This is a genomic window from Thermogemmatispora sp. (assembly GCF_042408735.1).
Classification (GTDB): Bacteria; Chloroflexota; Ktedonobacteria; order Ktedonobacterales; family Ktedonobacteraceae; genus Thermogemmatispora.
The window spans coordinates 1-15,578 of record NZ_JBHOQV010000057.1 but is presented as its reverse complement, the minus strand read 5'-3'; the positions used below and the strand labels follow the sequence as shown (position 1 = coordinate 15,578).

The window sequence follows — 15,578 nt, the reverse complement described above, 5'->3', positions numbered from 1 at the left end:
CCGGTCAGAGCCGGACTTACAAGCAAGCTTCCCTGTAAGCTCCCAGCCTGAGCCGGGGGTCTCTGACTCTTGCTTGCTCCCTTGCTCTTTTGCTCAGCCACTCGCGCACTCTTCGATCGCCGCTTCTTCTGCCAGAAGGCCAGGCTAGGGCAGAGTGTCAAGCAGATCGGCAGAAGTTGCGAAGGGAGGCCAGCTTGCGAGCAGTCTCCGGGCTAGTTGAGCCGCTCTTCCTCGGTGACTGATACGATGCTTCTCCTCCGAGGGCAGCTCGGCAGTGGTTTTACCAATTTCAGGAACGAGGAAAATGGGATCGTAGCCAAAGCCATTGCTGCCACGCGGCTCCTCAGCGATCTGGCCCTCCACGACCCCCTCAACCGTGCGGCAATAGCCCCAAGGCTCAGCAATGGCGATACAGCAGCGGAAGCGCGCCGTGCGCTGCTCCGGCGGTAGCCCCTGCAGGCGCTGGAAGATATAGCGGAAACGCTCCTCGTAGGGCGTCTCCTGCCCAAGGAAACGGGCAGAATAGACGCCTGGTGCTCCGCCCAGGGCATCGATCTCCAGGCCAGAGTCGTCGGCCAGGGCCAGCAGCCCGGCGGCTTTGGCGTAGGCCCGCGCTTTCAGCTCAGCATTCTCACGGAACGTCTGCCCAGTCTCCTCCACCTCCAGCGCAAGGCCAATCTCCTCAGGGGAAACCAGAAGAAAGGGCAGATCCTTGAAGAGCACGCGCAGTTCTTCTAGCTTACCGCGATTCGTCGTCGCCAGCAGCAGGCGTCTTGGCTCTTGAGCGGGTTGATCACTCGTCTCACGTTGCTTCATCGATTTCAGGTCACTACGGAGCAGACGCAGGTGGGGACACTCGTATCCATTGGCGCCGTGAGCGGGAACCGCTTCCCTTCACCCTGACTTCCTGAGCAGGCAAGACCTTCTCAGGCCCGTTCGCTCCTTGTCCCAGGCGGATGACATAAAATTTGATCCCATATTACCATACCGGGGCAGCCTTGTCGAGAGGAAAAAAGGCCGCTAAGCGCCTTGGCACCGGCCCTATGGAAGAGCCAGCGGCTACCTCCATCAACCTCACAGCCCTATCAACTTTTTCCTGGTCTGAAACGTACCTCTTAGGAGAGCAAACACTTAGACGCTCAAATGAACTATATGAAAGGCAGATCAGGCCTCCACTGCCAACTCGGATGACGTCGGGGAAGGACAGCATATTGACCAGGACAAACGATGATGCGACACTATGTAAGCGGAGACAGCAGCGTCGCTGTAGGACGAGACTGGCAAGTAGCCGTCACACGGTTAGAGGCTTACCCCGGTCAGCGGCTATCCTGGACCAGTCAGGCAAGCAGCCGTCATGTCCATGTCAGTCAGGCGGATGAAGAATCGGAGCCAGAGGAAAGAAGAGTAGCGCTCATTGCCTCTCCTCAGCGGGGATCCCCGTTGCCGGCTGGTGGCTTTGCCTACCTTCTCCGGGCCTTGCGCGAGTACGATGGCCAGCTCTATCATCATTCGCTGAGCGTCTACTTGCTGACGACGCCTCTGTTGCAGGCCCTCCGTCTGCCGGCGCACGAGAGCATGCTGATCGAGCTGGCAGCTCTCTTCCACGATATTGGGAAACTCGCGCTGCCCAGACAGCTCCTCCATAAAGCGACAGCCTTGACGAGCGAGGAGTTTGCCCACATCAGAACTCATTGTTTGAAAGGAGCACTGCTCCTGAGCCGCCTGCACGCTCCCCAGGCACTGGTGCGCGCCGTCTACCATCACCACGAGCGCTGGGATGGCCACGGTTATCCGGCTGGCCTGGCCGGCGAGGCGATCCCTCTCGGAGCACGCCTGATCGCTATCAGCGACGCCTTCGCCGTCATGACCAGTGGTCGCAGCTATCAGGCGCCGCGCACCGCCTTTGAGGCCCTGGCCGAACTCCACCGCCACGCCGGCTCTCAGTTCGATCCAGCTCTGGTGGAGCTTTTCTCTCTGATCCTCACTGCCCGGGAGACACCGCACCCGGCAGTAACAGCGCCATTAGCTGGAGAAGCTCCTCTAGATCAAAGGGCTTGCGCAACAGGTAGATACCGCGACGGCGTAGCTCTTCGAGCGGCAAGTCATTCCAGGCCGTGATGAGCACGGTAGGCACGTTGCGCATGGTCTCGATCTCCTGGAGACGATCATAGAGTTCCAGACCATGCATGCGCGGCAGTCGATAGTCTAACAGGATGAGCGCCGGCCTCACGTGCGGGGCCGCGTAGAGTGTCAGCTCGCTCTCACCAATCCAGAGCGGACGGTAGTCCGTGCGCTCTAAAATGACCATCTGCAACAGCTCGCTGACGTCACGATCGTCATCTATGATGAGTACCGTTTTGCTTTCCTTCATAGGACAGCCTGCAACTACTCCCCCCCGGCAAAGGGACAATCATTCAGACAGGGCCACTCTCTTCTCCTCAATTGATAGAGACGCACCAGTTTCGTAAGAGGCACGGCTCTTTTCAGAGAGTACTATCTGTCTTCTCTCTCGCTCTGCCGGTCATCGGCAGGGTAAGCGCCAGGTAGCGACTACCACAGAGCCGCCTCTCTCTCCCTCCTCTTCCTGGACCCGAGGGGCCACCTTCTCCCGGTGATAAGGACGCTCACCGGGCTCACCGTGGATAGCATTTCCATCAACCACAGGCAACTTCGGTCTCTTCCTGGCAAGCTTCTCGCGCCAGCCGGCGCTCTAGTCTCTTTTCTTCTCTCAAACTGATGCTTGACAGCAACTTAGTCCAGGCGTATAATTGAAAGCGGTAACAGCCCAGCCGGCAACCTCGACCTGGGTCGCCAGCGCTGGAACGTTGCCAGTTGTTCAACCCAACCTCAGCCGGTGTAGCTCAGTGGTAGAGCAGCGCCCTCGTAATGCGCAGGCCGTCGGTTCGAGTCCGACCACCGGCTCTTTTTTTTGCCACCATCAGACCTCTAACCTGCGACCGCCGCACTTCTCGCTGGCCAGCAGATCCTCGACCCCATGGCCCGCACTATCCTCCTCCTCCGCTGACCATAATCGGTCTAGACCAGCCAGACCAGGCCCCCAGCTTGTCCTGCGGGAGAGAGGTCCTGGCGGGAGCGCCCCTCTTCTATTCCTGTATTCCCGATAGGTCCTCCTGCACGCGCCACGAGGTCTCTTTATCCCGACCTGATCAATATTTCTCTTTTCAATCTTTGGACATCTTCTGTACCTGTTATCCGTTAACCAGAGCCAGAGCCACCAGGAGGGATGCGCTCACCACTTACTTAAGCCCTGCCAGTCGGCCTCGCTGGCAGCGAACATGCTGCCGATAGCGGCAATAATGAGACAGAAGCAGGTCACTCCTCCGATAATATACCACCAGCTCGTATTGGGAATCAGGCTCGGAATCCAGGAAAAGATCAGCGAGTCAACGACGGCAAAGAGTGAAGAGATCAGGCCAAGCACGACGCTGCCCCAGAGAATCGGAGCCGGAACGATGAGCTGGGCATGCAGGACCTCTCGATTGCGCAGGGCGAGCATGATCAGGTTAGCGAACAGAAAGGAGGCCGAGGTCGCCCAGACCAGCGTCGAGGAGGCCAGCATCACATTGTAGACCTCGGTGGTCAGATCGGCAGGTGAGCCAACGTGCACCACCAGTGGCGCCACGATGAAAATAAGGGTGGCGAGCATGATGGCCATGACCGTCTGAAAAAGGATAGCCCTGGCCGGCACCCGGTTGCGATTGAGACGCCCCACTCCAGCCGGGAGACGCTGATCGATTCCGGCCACCAGGAGCAGGCGAGCGTAGCTGCAGTTGTAGGCCACAATGGCGGTGAAAAAGAAGATGATCAGGCAAACAGCCATGAGGTTCCCAGCGATCTTGCCAAGGCTGAGGTCGACAGTAGCCACCAGGGCCGGTAAGAGGGCGCCGCTGGTCGGCCCCTCGACGACGAGCAGAGCAGTCGTGGCGACCAGGTAGCCCAGCAGCACCACCAGTGGCCCCCACCAGAGATGGCGCGTCACCACCCGCCGGTGCTTTAGTTCACCGGCCATGTTCAGCGGGGTCTCGGCTCCGAGATAGGCCAGAATAACCAGCCCAAAGGTGGCGATGTTTCCTCCCTGCGGGGCGAGCCTGGGCAGCCAGGCAGAGAATTCGCTAAAGTCGCTTAGAGGTCCATGCCCGCTAAGCAGCCACCAGGCGGCTGCTCCTCCCAGGAGGCAAACCGCTCCTAAAATGGCTCCCGCCGCCACCAGGACGACATTGACTACCGTGCGGAAGCGCTGGAGCGCCAGGAGGCCGGCTAGCACCAGCGTGCCAATGATGATTAGCCCTTGCTGCCAGGGCTGGAGAACCCACTGACGATTGAGTCCCTGAATAAAAGCCAGGACGTTATCGGCCGCGCTGACCATCACAAGGACCCCCGGGAACCAGGCACAGAAGGCCGCAAAGAAGCTCCAGTAGCCCCCAAAGGCCTTGTGAGTCCAGTTATAGAGCGATCCCTCGTAGGGGAACATGGCTCCCAGTTGGGCCGTGGCGATGACGCTGGGCAGAAAGAAAACTATCGCTCCGATCAGTAGGTAGGTGAGCGCCGCCGGCCCAGCCGCGCTCGCCGTGTTGCTGTTGGTAATGAAAAAGACGATGACGATGAAGAAGGCGCTCATTTCAAGAGTGCCCAGCACCGCCGGCATCGCCTTGACAACGTACTCCTCCGAAGCCAGCGGCTCTTGAGCACTACGCCATTTGCCGCTCTCTGAGTAAAGCGCCATAAGCTTCCTCCCCCTGACCCGAACCTTCCCACCCGCGCCGGCAGCCATTGGTCCGCGCTGCCCTCTCCCCTCCCCTTCGAACTCTCGGCCAGATGGCAATGGGTCGGCTGTTCTCTATGCTGAGTTTAATGATTATCTCGATTTTTTCAAGAAAAATACACAAGACTGGCAAAATTTAGCTATAAATAGATTTTATTATCTTTATCGATATCAGGGAATGAGAGGGGCCAGGAGAGCGGGCTTGCTTGTGGCCTGCCTGGCGGCTCTCCTGGCCTTTAAGGAGCAGCGAAGGGCTGACAAGAATGGTCGAGAGGGACCCAGCCTTGTGCGAGCCTGGTGGCTAGGCGACATCGCCGCGTACGATGCGCCCCATCTTCTCATAACGCTCGGGATCGCTGCGCGCCAGGTAGTTGGCGTAGAGGAGGCCGCAGATAATCCAGGCCAGCACAAAGAGGGGCAGAATATTGGTCGGGAAAGGAGTGGGAGCAAAGCCTAGCGTTGTAAAGAAGGTGCCGATCGGCCCTGGGATGGCTGGCAGGATAAAGGAGGCCAGTGGGATCAGCAGAACCGCCGAGCTAAGCAGGGGGGCCACGATGTGCCGCACGATCCCAAAGCTGGCGCGGTCAAAGCGCCAGGCAAAGAGGGGGGCCGCCAGGTTCACCATGATGTAGACGATGATAAAGGCTATGGTCCCCGCCGTGGCCAGCCAGGCATAGGGGGCCAGCCCATCTACCTGCTGATAGCCGTTGCCCGGCAGACCAAAGCCATAGCTCCCTGTTCCTGGCTTCTGCGTTACTAAGGCAAAGAAGGCGATGAGCAGACAGGTAAAAAGCGATTGGGCAACGATGGCCATGTGGGGACTGCGATAGCGCGGATGTGTCTTGCCGAAGAGGGGCGGCAGAATGCCTTCCCTGCCCATAGCGTAGAGGTAGCGAACCATGCCGTTGTGAAAGGCCAGACCACAGGCCAGGGCGCTGGTGCTGATGGCGACGATCATGAGAGCCTGGAGCCAGCCACCGACGTAGGTGGTGGCCAGAGTGTAATAGGCGGTGCTGGGATTGGCAGCGAACTGATCGACGGCATGCTGCCAGCCGTAGCCAATGGTCGCTGAGTAGGACGTCCAGACATAGAGGATGATCAGGAAAGCAACGACGCTGAAGATGGCCACCGGAACAGCCAGACGCGGATTGCGCGCCTCTTCGCCGTAGACTGCTCCCGCCTCGAAGCCCACCCAGGACCAGACTCCCAGGGCCATTCCGATGCCGATCCCCAGCACCCCACCTGGCGCCGCTCCCTTGAGGTCCGCCCCCAGCGCACTGAAGGTATGGAGCAGATCATGCCCGCTCGCTCCTCCTCGCAGGCAGATGACAAGGTCGAGAATGACGAGCACGCTGATCTCCAGGATCAGGAAGGGGGCCATAGCAAAGACCGACCACTTGACGTCAAAGTAGGAGAGCAGGAAAATGAGGAGCGTTCCAATGAGGGCCCAGCTGACCCAGCCTCCGGGGAGGTTGAGATGCAGGTAGGTGGCAAAGGAGCTGTTGGTATAGGAGCCAAAGGCTCCCATCAGAGCCGCTTCAAAGAGGGCATAGCCTCCCATCATGAGCCAGCCCGCCTGGAAGGCCGTGCCTTTTCCAAGGCTGTGACTGACCCAGGTGTAAAATCCTCCCGCCGAGGTCAGGCGGCGCGAAAGATAAACGATGGAGACCCCTAGCAGGAGCAGGCCTATTCCCGAGAGCAGGAATACAAGCGGCGAGGCCGCCCCGGCCTGCTGGGCTATGGGAGGCACGTTGAAGAGCATGGCCGAGATGGGGGCCGAGCCGGCAATGCAAAAGTAGAGCACGCCAGGCAGGCCAATAACGTTTTTATGCAGCTTGTCAACGTTGGCCTGATCAACATCGATATCCCCTTCAAGCAACCCTTTCCGTACCAGTTCATCCTGCGTTGCCAATGTCACACCTCCATGCAAAACGTTTCCAGGCATCAGGTCGCGAACAGGAGCAGGGGGACCGCTGGATAGAGGACTGCCGGCAGGCCCATCTCTGTGCGACGCTCCCCTGCTCTTCTTCCAGCCGGCTCGACGCTCGGGGATCTTCACTTCTGTCCTTTGACTGGCCAGATGAGCGGTCAGTTTCCTGGTGGAGATTCCCCTCGCTTTGGCCGGAGCCGAGGGGGGTCTCCCACGGCTTTCATCGATCATGATCGTCCTCGCCCCCTCCGATTAGGGAGTCTACTCAGTCTTGAGAGGGACTGCTATGCCAGTCTGAAGATTAGGAGTATTTGCTTATAGAGTGGAGTGACTCGACCGGCGACTGAAGGGAGAGGGCCGGCTCATTTCGGCTTGTAGGTGCCAGTGCACCGAGGCCGCAGCAAGGGGGAGCACAAGAGAGGCCCGGCTCGGCCCTGCCTGGCGGCAAGGGAGCGTCAGACAGGATAACCGGACCTCATCAGGCCAACACGAGGTAGGCTGACCCAGCCTGCACAGGGCCTGGTCGCGCTGCACTACGGCAGGCTTCAGATTGGAAATGGCGGGCAGCTTTCGCGGAAAGCCTTAACTTTGCTGTCAACGTCGACCATGTTCATGTGCATCGCCGGCGGCACCATCAGGCTGAGGGTCAGAATCTTGCGATTCAACTCGCGTAGCGTTGCTTCATAGTCGCGCAGGGCCTGAGCCAGAGCAGCGTTAAAGGCCCGTTTCTCGCTTGGGAAGGGAGGCACGCGGCGCCCGGCCAGCCGCTGGCGTCGCTCGCGCAGCCTGGCCAGCCTGGCATCAGCCTGCTGTAGCTCGCAGCGAATCTCCCTGGCCAGCTCGATTTCCTGAGGAGCAAAGCCATTGCTCTTGAGCAGGTGATAGGCCAACTCCTTATCGCGTGCATAAGGATTCTCATCCAGACGCAGAGGCTTGCCCATTCCCGGCAGATGCTCAAAGACACCTCGCTCCTGGGCGTCACGAATCTTGTCTTCGACAAAGTCCCGGAATCGCCGCTCATCATAGCCCTTCCTGCTCAGCTCGCTATCGCTCTCCACCTCTCCTTGTTGCTGCGTTCGACGGTAGAAAGGCAGATATTGTTCTCGATCCATGATCACACGTTCCTCTGCTCGCGCTCGTTTTCTCCTTGAAGCAGCAAGGGGTCCGTCGCCCCAGCCAGTCTTGCTGTCGAACCTTGATCACGGAGGGTGACCTCAAGGCACTGCTGGACAAGGTCATAGACCGCGCCCAGGGGGAGATGGCGCTCTTCAGCCAGGAGGCGGCAGCTCTCATACTCCGGCGCCGCACTTACCAGACGCCCACCCAGGCGCTTGACCTTGACTGTCACCGGTCCCAGTGGCGTCAGAAGCTCCTCCTGAGAGCGCTGAGCCTTAAGGCGTTGCATGTGTTGCAGACGCACGCCAAGCGTTCCAGAGGAGCGCAGGATCAGTATGGCCAGGTCCTCGCTCTGCTCTGGGCGCGCCAAAACGCTCAGCAGGGTCGCGGGGCGATTTTTCTTCATTTGGATGGGTGAGAAAGTCACATCGAGCGCCCCCGCCGCCAGCAGCTCATCCATCAAGGCACCCAAGATCTCGGGCGTCGTATTGTCCAGGTTGCTCTCGATTAAGACCACCCAGTCGCGATCTAGCTCTTCCCCCGCACGGGCCGCCATTTGCTGAGCCGAGCCAAGACAGAGGCGCAGGCAATTAGGCCAGGGAAGCCGGCGATGGCCAAAGCCATAGCCCACCCGTTCGATGCGGATCGGCGGCATCTCAAAGCGCGCGAGCGCAGCCAGAATGGCCGCCCCCGTTGGCGTCACCAGTTCCCCCTCCACCGAGCAGGGGCGCCAGGGCGCTGCCACGCGGCGCAGGATCTCCAGAGTAGCAGGGGCGGGCACCGGCAGTAGCCCGTGCGCCGTCTGTACCATACCGCTTGTGAGCGGCAGAGGCGAGGCATAGAGCTGCTCGATAGCGAGCACTTCAACGGCGATCGCCGCCCCGACAATATCGACGATGGCGTCAACAGCCCCCACTTCGTGAAAATGCACCTCTTCAGGCGTTACGCCATGCACACTTGCCTCCGCTTCAGCCAGCGTGCGGAAGATCGCCAGCGCTCGTTCACGCACCCGCCCGGGCAGCGGAGCGCTCTCCAGGAGCTGGCGGATCTCAGACCAGTGTCGCTCCGGTTGATCAGGGTTTTCCAGGACCACCTCAACGCGCTGACCGTGTATCCCTCCCTGCTCCACCGTCTCACGTCGTAGCTGGTAGCCCTCCACGGGGAGCAGGGCCAGCATCTCCTGCAGACTACTCCACGGGAGTCCAGCATCAAGCATTGCTCCCAAGAACATGTTGCCGCTGATCCCAGAATAGCAATCCAGGTAGGCTATCATTCACCCTCCTCGTTTCTAAAAAAGGTTTCGTCAGGGAGACCAGTCCACAGCACTCGGCCATCTTCTTTCAGCGTCCGCTCTCTGCCGCCGGCTCAGTCACAGCGAAGAGAATCGGCTCAGCTAACAGAGCAGCGTTTTGTCGATCTAGCCGGACCGAAGGGTATAATTAAGAGATTGGCGAGAGACCATCTTCGTTGTCCTAGAACAGAACCATTAACTTGTCACGAGCCTTGTGCGAAGGGGTCTTGAAGGTGAAAAATTACATGACAATGCTCCGCACCTGCTTGCGTCTCCTTTGCGGGGTTCTGGCCGCCATTGGTCTGCTCAACCTCGCCAGCCTTCTTATCCTGCCCCGCCTTGCTGGCTCAGCCAGCGCAATAATCTATAGCAGCCTTATTCTGGCAACGGCCCAGATCTTCATCGTTGGCTGCGCCTTCTTCAAGATCAGCGACGAGGTGCGCCATATCGAGCAGGAACATCGACAGCTCCGTCAGCAGAAAGAGCGGCTTTCCGAAGATCAGAAGAACCGCGACCAGCTACTCCTGATCCTCAATCATGAGGTCAGAACGCCGCTTGCGGCCATCAAAGGCTACGCCGAGCTGCTGCGCTGCTATCATGAGCAGATCCCCAGGGAGCTTTATGATCAATATTTACAGCAGATCAACCACGCCTGCGACGAAGCTACGTTCGTCCTTGATTCTATCATCCTCCCTCAGCGGGCCACAGAGCAGGCCGGGGTCGAATGCCTTGATCTTAAGGAGGCGATGCTTTCTGTCCTCTCCTCCTTTGCTCCTCGCCTGCAATTCGAAAATCGGCGGCTTGAGCTGGAGCTAAGCAAGTGCGATGTGCTGGCGCGGCCCCTCCAACTGCGTCAGGTGCTACGCAACCTCGTCAATAACGCCCTTACTTACTCCAGTCCAGGGAGTCGTTTACGGATCACCTTCAGCGAGAGCAGACCAGGCAGTGCTCCGTTAGCCGCCGACGGGACCGCCGAAAAGGAGCGGCGCATCTACCTGGCCATTCAGGACGAAGGCATCGGCATCCCGCGCGAAGACCAACAACGACTTTTTCAACCCTTCCAGCGACTGGAGAGGGCCCAGCACCTGGCCCCCCAGGGAAAGGGCCTTGGCCTCTATCTAAGCAAGCGGCTGCTCGAAGAGATGGGAGGCGAGATCTGGTTGGAGAGCGAAGGTCTGCCCGGCAAAGGTACCTGTGTCTGGCTAAGTCTGCGCCAGGCGTAAGCTGAGCCGCCTGACACCCGCGCCTATTCTTCGGGCCTCTGGTCAGTCTGAGCCAGCCAATCGGCAAGGGGACCTGAATCCTCCAGACCAGCCTCCTACCCTTCACCTCTCTTTCAACGGCCTCCAGCTCACTTACCTCAGTTCCACATTGGTCTTCCCACAAGGAGCACACTTGTTGTGCCCACGCCCGGCATCCCACCCCAGCCTTATCGGCCCCTGGCTTGCTCCTGTCCAGGCCATTCCTTGCATTATTTGCCCTGCTGATGAAAGGCGAGAGCGTTGCGATAGACATCGACATAGCGGACAGCCGAGGCATGCCAGGAATAGTCGGCAGCCATACCGCGCCGTTGGAGGTCGCGCCAGATCTCCGGAAAGCGATAAAGCTCCAGCGCTCGCACAATGGCGGCGAACAGCTCCCAGGGGTCATAGCGGGTAAAGGTAAAGCCATTGCCTTCGCCGCTGCGCGGATCATACTCCTGCACCGTATCGGCCAGTCCACCTACGCGATGCACGATGGGCACGCTGCCATAGCGCATGGCAATCATTTGTCCCAGACCACACGGCTCGAAGCGCGAGGGCATCAGGAACATATCGCTCCCGCTATAGATCCGATGGGCCAATTCAGTATTGAAGGTAAAAAAGCTAGCTACCTGATCGGGATACTGCTGCTCCAGGGTCTGGAACAGTTCCTGATAGTGGGGGTCGCCAATGCCCAGCACCACAAACTGTACTCCCTGAGCCAGGAGGGGATGCGCGATTTGCGCCAGGAGATCAAAGCCCTTCTGATCGGTCAGGCGCGAGATCATCGCCAGCAAGGGCACATCGGGGCGCGTTGGCAGATGAGCCTGTTGCTGAAGAGCGCGCTTGTTCTCTGCCCGCCGCTCTAGAGTATTGGCATCGAAGGTGGCCGCGATGTAGCGATCGTGAGCAGGATTCCACTCTTCGTAGTCAATGCCATTGAGAATGCCAAAGAGCCGATCCTTGCGCGAACGCAGCAAGTGATCAAGCTTCTCCCCAAAGGCGGGCGTCAGAATTTCCTGAGCATAACGCTCGCTGACGGTCGTAATGGCGTCGGCAAAGAGGATGCCCCGCCCCATGATATCGACGACGTTCGCCAGCTCAGCAATCTGGGGATAGAGAAAGCCATTGGCCGCAACTCCGGCCACTTCGAGAATGCGATAGCCGAAAATGCCGTGATAGGCCAGATTATGGATGGTATAGACGGTCGCCGCCCCGGCGTAAAAGGGGTCACGGCGATAGATGGTATGCATCCAATTCGGAACAATACCGGTATGCCAGTCGTTGCAGTGAATAATGTCGGGCGACCAGTCGAGCGCGCGCATGGCCTCTAGAGCAGCGCGGCAGAAGAGGATGAAGCGCTCCCCATCATCGGTATAGCCATAGACGTTCTCGCGCTCGAAGAAGCGGGGGGCGTCGATCATGTAGACGGGGATATCGTTGCCGATCGTGCCCTGGCGTACGCTCACCCTGGCCTGGAACTTATTCATATCCACCGTGATGCTCTCAAGCACCGGCGTAAGCTGAAAGCGCTCGGGATCAACCTGACGATAGCGCGGCATGGCCAGGCGCACATCATGCCCAAGCGCCTGCAGCGCCTTGGGGAGGGCGCCGACAACATCAGCCAGCCCACCAACCTTGACAAAGGGCACGATTTCCGCGGCGAGAATTAGAATCTTGAGCGGACTCTCAGACTGCATACTGCCTACCTGGTCTTCCCGTTCTTACAATCTGTCCCTCATTATACACCATCCAGCCCCCAAAAAAAGAGAGCGTCGCAGGCTCTTCTCCGCACCTTTATCCTGCGGATAGCAGATAACCTTGCGACGCCTTGCAGATGGCAGGGCGAGCACCGCCCTATCTCAGGGACGGAGCCGCCTGCCTGGCTCTTTTGCCTGGCCCGGCTGGCGCGCTATTATACCTTGTAACGGCTGCGCACCAGGAAGTAGAACTGGAGAGCGGCCAGCAAGCCCATCAGAATAAAGACAATGATCGCATCGGGGGCACCCTTGCCAGGGATCAACAGGCCCGGTGTAAAGGTAATATTTGGCTCTGTCTCGCGGAAGCCGGGGATCGAGAAGAAGGCAAAGGCAGCGATATAGACGAAGAGGCAGGTTCCCACTACCAGCCATTGGCCAAGACAGCCAAGGTTGCGCTCTCCCACCACGGCGAACTCGCGCCGCGCCACACTCGTCCAGATCGTGACCATGACCAGCGTCCCGCCACAGAGAAGCAGGGCAATCAGGGCTTCCTCGGGATGCAGATGGGTCACAAGGGTCGCCAAACCCAGCACCGCCGCTACCCAAAAGCTTCCAATGATGACCAGATTGCGGTTCGTACGCCAGACACGGACAGCCGCCATCAGCAGGACAAAGAAGTTCATCGTCAGGAAAGCATCGACGATGTAACCAGCCTGCTGAGAGAAGGTACAGGAACCCGGGACCACCGACTTGCGCGCGCAGACCGTCAGCCAGTCGCCAAGGCCCGCCAGCGACCAGCTATGAATCCAAGCCAGCAGAGGATAGAGGAAGAACCAGAGGAGCAGGAAAACTACACCGAAAGGCAGAAGGTTGACCCCGACAGCATAGAAAGGCGCCATGACCCGCTTGCGCACGGGGCGCATCAGGTAATGCAGGCGCAAGGCGAAGGCCCCCAGCGTTGCCGCCACAGCGATCGCCAGCAGGGTACCTTCAATCGCGTTGACCACGAAGAGGCCGGTGATCATCCCGCAGCCCTTGGCCAGATCGATGGCCGTGGGGCAGGCCGGATTGATGCGGGCCGCCAGAGCATTGGGATCAACCAGCATCGAGAAAAGCATGTAGGCAAAGAGGACAACACTGCCCAGCACCGTCAGACCACGGATGGTCGGTGTGGTTCCGGGATCGCTGCGATCGGGATCGCGCAGCTCCTTAAGGGCCAGGGCGCCGTAGAACATGGCGGCCCCACCGGCGAGCATAAGGACAATGGCGATCATGATAAAATCGACAGCTCCCGGCTCTAGCCAGAGTACATTCCCATCCAGAAGGGGATTCCAGAAAAAGTTCGCTTGAGGGAAGTACTGGCTATTGGTCGTCACTCCACCCGCCGTGGCGGGAGTGAGCGCGGCCCAGAGCAGCAAGGCCAATCCGCCTACAAAGAGCACGAGGCCCAGCCCTACGAAGAGCATGGGCGGCAGCAACGGCTTAGGGTCAAAGAGCAGAACAATAACCTCAACGACAAAGAAACCGAGCAGGCAGACCAGGCCGAGGGCCAGCGAGCCTTGTTCCATGCCCTGCAGCGTGGAGGCCGTCAGCTCATCGAAAATATAGCCCGGAAGCTGCCCAATCAGCAACGCCGTAATGAAGAAGAAGCCAACACCAAAGATCAGGGCACGTGCCCACGACATGCGCTCAGGCAGCTCCCGTGGTTGAACTCTCTGCATAGTTGCCAGCCCTTTCAACGACATGTACCACAAACAGTTGCGGCGACATGCTTGATCTGGGGCACGAAGCCCCGCTATGTCGACAGCGTCTCCCGCCGGGAGCAGCTTACCTGAAGCCAGACCTGACGGCGATGCCGGCAAGGCTGGCCCTCGCCGGCATCGCCAGCCAGTCCGCCTTATCAAGCGAAAGACGCCTCGTTGCTCATCTGCACTGAGAGAGATTCAGCCTAGCAATCCCAACCCAGCGGCTGCCAGCCCCAGCCTGGTCCCTTCTCCCCCACCAACAGGCCAGCACGAAGCAGAAGGCGGAGAGGTTTCGAGCGAGGCCAGCAGCCGGGCCAAGCGGCAGCCCCGGCTGATCGCACCCCAACTAGGGAACGATCAGCAGGACAGCCACCATGCTTGGATGATACTGGCAGTAGTAATAGACCTTATGGTCCTTATTCAGATTATAGGCCGCCATAGTCACCGTGTAGGTGAAGGTACCATTGGTCAGGATCGGCTTTGACAGGCCCGAGTCGAAGATGTTGGAAGCGATCTTCTTATTGTTGAGATCCTCGGTCTGCAGAGCCGTGACGGTATGAGCCTGGCTATCCTTATTGACCCAGGTAATGGTGGTCCCAACCTTGACCTTCACATAGATCGGGTCGTAGCAGGCCGGCGAGCAGCTTGCCCCACTGGGGGAGGTGACCATGTCGATCGTGACATTTTTCTTGGAAGTCAGATCGACCGGATTACCGAACTGACCGCTGCTCTCCTGGGCGACCGCCGTCTGATAGGCCGTGGGATTATTCTTCTGGATAAGCTCCGGTACCTGGTCGAAGCCATTGCCCGACGGCAAGCCATTAGCCTTCAGATAATCCGGGTCGGAGGAGCGAATCAGCTCAAAGAGATACTGGATATCGATGTTCGTCAGCGGGCCACCGTAATCCTCGCTCCAGGCCGGCATAATTGCCACGTTGAGCTGATTAGTGTTCGTATTATAGATGCCAGCGCTAATAATGCGCAGCAGATCATTATCGCTCAACTTGTTGACCTGGGGATTATTATTCAGGCTGGGGCCGACGCGCCCCTGGCCCTTCGTTCCGTGGCACTGGAAGCAGTACTGAGCATACAGCTCGGCGCCGCGCTCCAGGGCGGTTTGATGCTGCTGGGCCTTTGCCATTGCCTGGCCATTGCTCTCCATGATCCAGAAGACAGGGATCATCAGCGTGATCAAGGAGAGCATGATCAGCGCCCCGTAGCCGCTCTTCTCGACCGCATTGGTACGCGAATAGAAGAGATAGAGCAGGCCGCCAACGGTCACCAGCAGCACGACAATGCCTATAGCTGCCTGGACAGGATTGATCATACGCGCTACCTTTCCAAGAGTTTTCCCTCTGTTCCCTCTCTCTTCTCCAACCAGGAAGCCCGGGCCGGGGGCCGGCCCTCCACCTGCGAACACCAGGGCGGCCAGCAAGGCCGGCAGGCGAGCAACTCGCTGGCTACCTTCCTCACATCGGCGGTCTGGCTGGTGTGAGTGAGGCATTGCTCGGCGCAGCGGCCTCCCGCTCAGGCGCGGAGGAAGAGAAAGCAAGCATCAGGCACAGGCAATCGTCGGCTCCGGGATCAGGCGGGTGGACGCATCGGGATGCTGAACCTTATTGTTCAGCTGGGACGTGTCCACGATCACGCTCTCACCCTGGAAGAGAATGCGGAAGCGATCCAGGCTGCGGGGCGCCGGGCCATCGAGGAACTCGCCATCGACATTATAATGCGAGCCGTGGCACGGGCACTTAAAGCTCACACAGTCATCG

General features: G+C 59.2%; 10 protein-coding genes, 1 tRNA gene and 2 pseudogenes. 3 read left to right on the top strand and 10 right to left on the bottom strand.

Going from position 1 to position 15,578, the window contains the following annotated elements; all coding sequences use genetic code 11:
* Positions 1-144: 144 nt before the first annotated feature.
* Complete coding sequence (rdgB, locus tag ACFMO7_RS04250) at positions 145-816, bottom strand: RdgB/HAM1 family non-canonical purine NTP pyrophosphatase (protein ID WP_376794285.1); 672 nt, start codon at positions 814-816, stop codon at positions 145-147.
* Positions 817-1,227: 411 nt separating this feature from the next.
* Between rdgB and ACFMO7_RS04245 the strand changes: the two are divergent.
* Positions 1,228-1,899: pseudogene (locus tag ACFMO7_RS04245) on the top strand (HD-GYP domain-containing protein); the annotation flags it as partial.
* 82 nt (positions 1,900-1,981) lie between these two features.
* Here the strand turns inward: ACFMO7_RS04245 and ACFMO7_RS04240 are convergent.
* A complete protein-coding gene (locus ACFMO7_RS04240) occupies positions 1,982-2,371 on the bottom strand; it encodes a PleD family two-component system response regulator (RefSeq protein ID WP_376794284.1) in 390 nt (129 codons plus the stop codon).
* A gap of 479 nt (positions 2,372-2,850) precedes the next feature.
* On the opposite strand from ACFMO7_RS04240, the gene ACFMO7_RS04235 reads away from it, so the two are divergent.
* Positions 2,851-2,922, top strand: a tRNA-Thr gene (locus ACFMO7_RS04235).
* Between the two features lie 328 nt (positions 2,923-3,250).
* Here ACFMO7_RS04235 and ACFMO7_RS04230 read toward each other — a convergent pair.
* The 4 genes and pseudogenes from ACFMO7_RS04230 to larC all read right to left on the bottom strand — a co-directional run.
* Positions 3,251-4,744 carry an APC family permease gene (locus ACFMO7_RS04230; protein ID WP_376794283.1) on the bottom strand — a complete coding sequence of 498 codons (1,494 nt, stop codon included), beginning with the start codon at positions 4,742-4,744 and terminating at the stop codon, positions 3,251-3,253.
* A gap of 340 nt (positions 4,745-5,084) precedes the next feature.
* Entirely contained in the window at positions 5,085-6,695 is a 1,611-nt protein-coding gene (locus tag ACFMO7_RS04225; RefSeq protein ID WP_376794282.1) for an APC family permease, read from the bottom strand.
* Positions 6,696-7,258: 563 nt separating this feature from the next.
* Entirely contained in the window at positions 7,259-7,825 is a 567-nt protein-coding gene (locus ACFMO7_RS04220; protein WP_376794281.1) for a DUF1992 domain-containing protein, read from the bottom strand.
* Between the two features lie 110 nt (positions 7,826-7,935).
* Positions 7,936-9,102 (bottom strand): annotated as a pseudogene (gene larC / locus ACFMO7_RS04215) (nickel pincer cofactor biosynthesis protein LarC); the annotation flags it as partial.
* A gap of 263 nt (positions 9,103-9,365) precedes the next feature.
* On the opposite strand from larC, the gene ACFMO7_RS04210 reads away from it, so the two are divergent.
* The gene (locus tag ACFMO7_RS04210) at positions 9,366-10,343 is read left to right on the top strand and encodes a sensor histidine kinase (protein WP_376794280.1); all 978 of its coding nucleotides are present in this window, start codon (positions 9,366-9,368) and stop codon (positions 10,341-10,343) included.
* A gap of 248 nt (positions 10,344-10,591) precedes the next feature.
* Here the strand turns inward: ACFMO7_RS04210 and glgA are convergent, their stop codons facing one another.
* The 4 genes from glgA to ACFMO7_RS04190 all read right to left on the bottom strand — a co-directional run.
* Positions 10,592-12,061, bottom strand: a complete 1,470-nt coding sequence (gene glgA, locus ACFMO7_RS04205; RefSeq protein WP_376794279.1) for a glycogen synthase GlgA — start codon at positions 12,059-12,061, stop codon at positions 10,592-10,594.
* Positions 12,062-12,276: 215 nt separating this feature from the next.
* Positions 12,277-13,782: a hypothetical protein gene (locus tag ACFMO7_RS04200; protein ID WP_376794278.1), complete on the bottom strand. Its 1,506-nt coding sequence runs from the start codon at positions 13,780-13,782 to the stop codon at positions 12,277-12,279.
* A 370-nt stretch (positions 13,783-14,152) separates the two neighbouring features.
* Entirely contained in the window at positions 14,153-15,133 is a 981-nt protein-coding gene (locus ACFMO7_RS04195; protein ID WP_376794277.1) for a c-type cytochrome, read from the bottom strand.
* Positions 15,134-15,361: 228 nt separating this feature from the next.
* Positions 15,362-15,578, bottom strand: a 217-nt coding sequence (locus tag ACFMO7_RS04190; RefSeq protein ID WP_376794276.1) for a ubiquinol-cytochrome c reductase iron-sulfur subunit, incomplete at its 5' end; no start/stop codon positions are given.

Coding starts and splice junctions, on each gene's coding strand:
- ACFMO7_RS04195 (WP_376794277.1), bottom strand. CDS start 15,133: ATGATCAATCCTGTCCAGGCAGCTATAGGCATTGTCGTGCTGCTGGTG.
- ACFMO7_RS04230 (WP_376794283.1), bottom strand. CDS start 4,744: ATGGCGCTTTACTCAGAGAGCGGCAAATGGCGTAGTGCTCAAGAGCCG.
- rdgB (WP_376794285.1), bottom strand. CDS start 816: ATGAAGCAACGTGAGACGAGTGATCAACCCGCTCAAGAGCCAAGACGC.
- ACFMO7_RS04200 (WP_376794278.1), bottom strand. CDS start 13,782: ATGCAGAGAGTTCAACCACGGGAGCTGCCTGAGCGCATGTCGTGGGCA.
- ACFMO7_RS04220 (WP_376794281.1), bottom strand. CDS start 7,825: ATGGATCGAGAACAATATCTGCCTTTCTACCGTCGAACGCAGCAACAA.
- glgA (WP_376794279.1), bottom strand. CDS start 12,061: ATGCAGTCTGAGAGTCCGCTCAAGATTCTAATTCTCGCCGCGGAAATC.
- ACFMO7_RS04210 (WP_376794280.1), top strand. CDS start 9,366: ATGACAATGCTCCGCACCTGCTTGCGTCTCCTTTGCGGGGTTCTGGCC.
- ACFMO7_RS04240 (WP_376794284.1), bottom strand. CDS start 2,371: ATGAAGGAAAGCAAAACGGTACTCATCATAGATGACGATCGTGACGTC.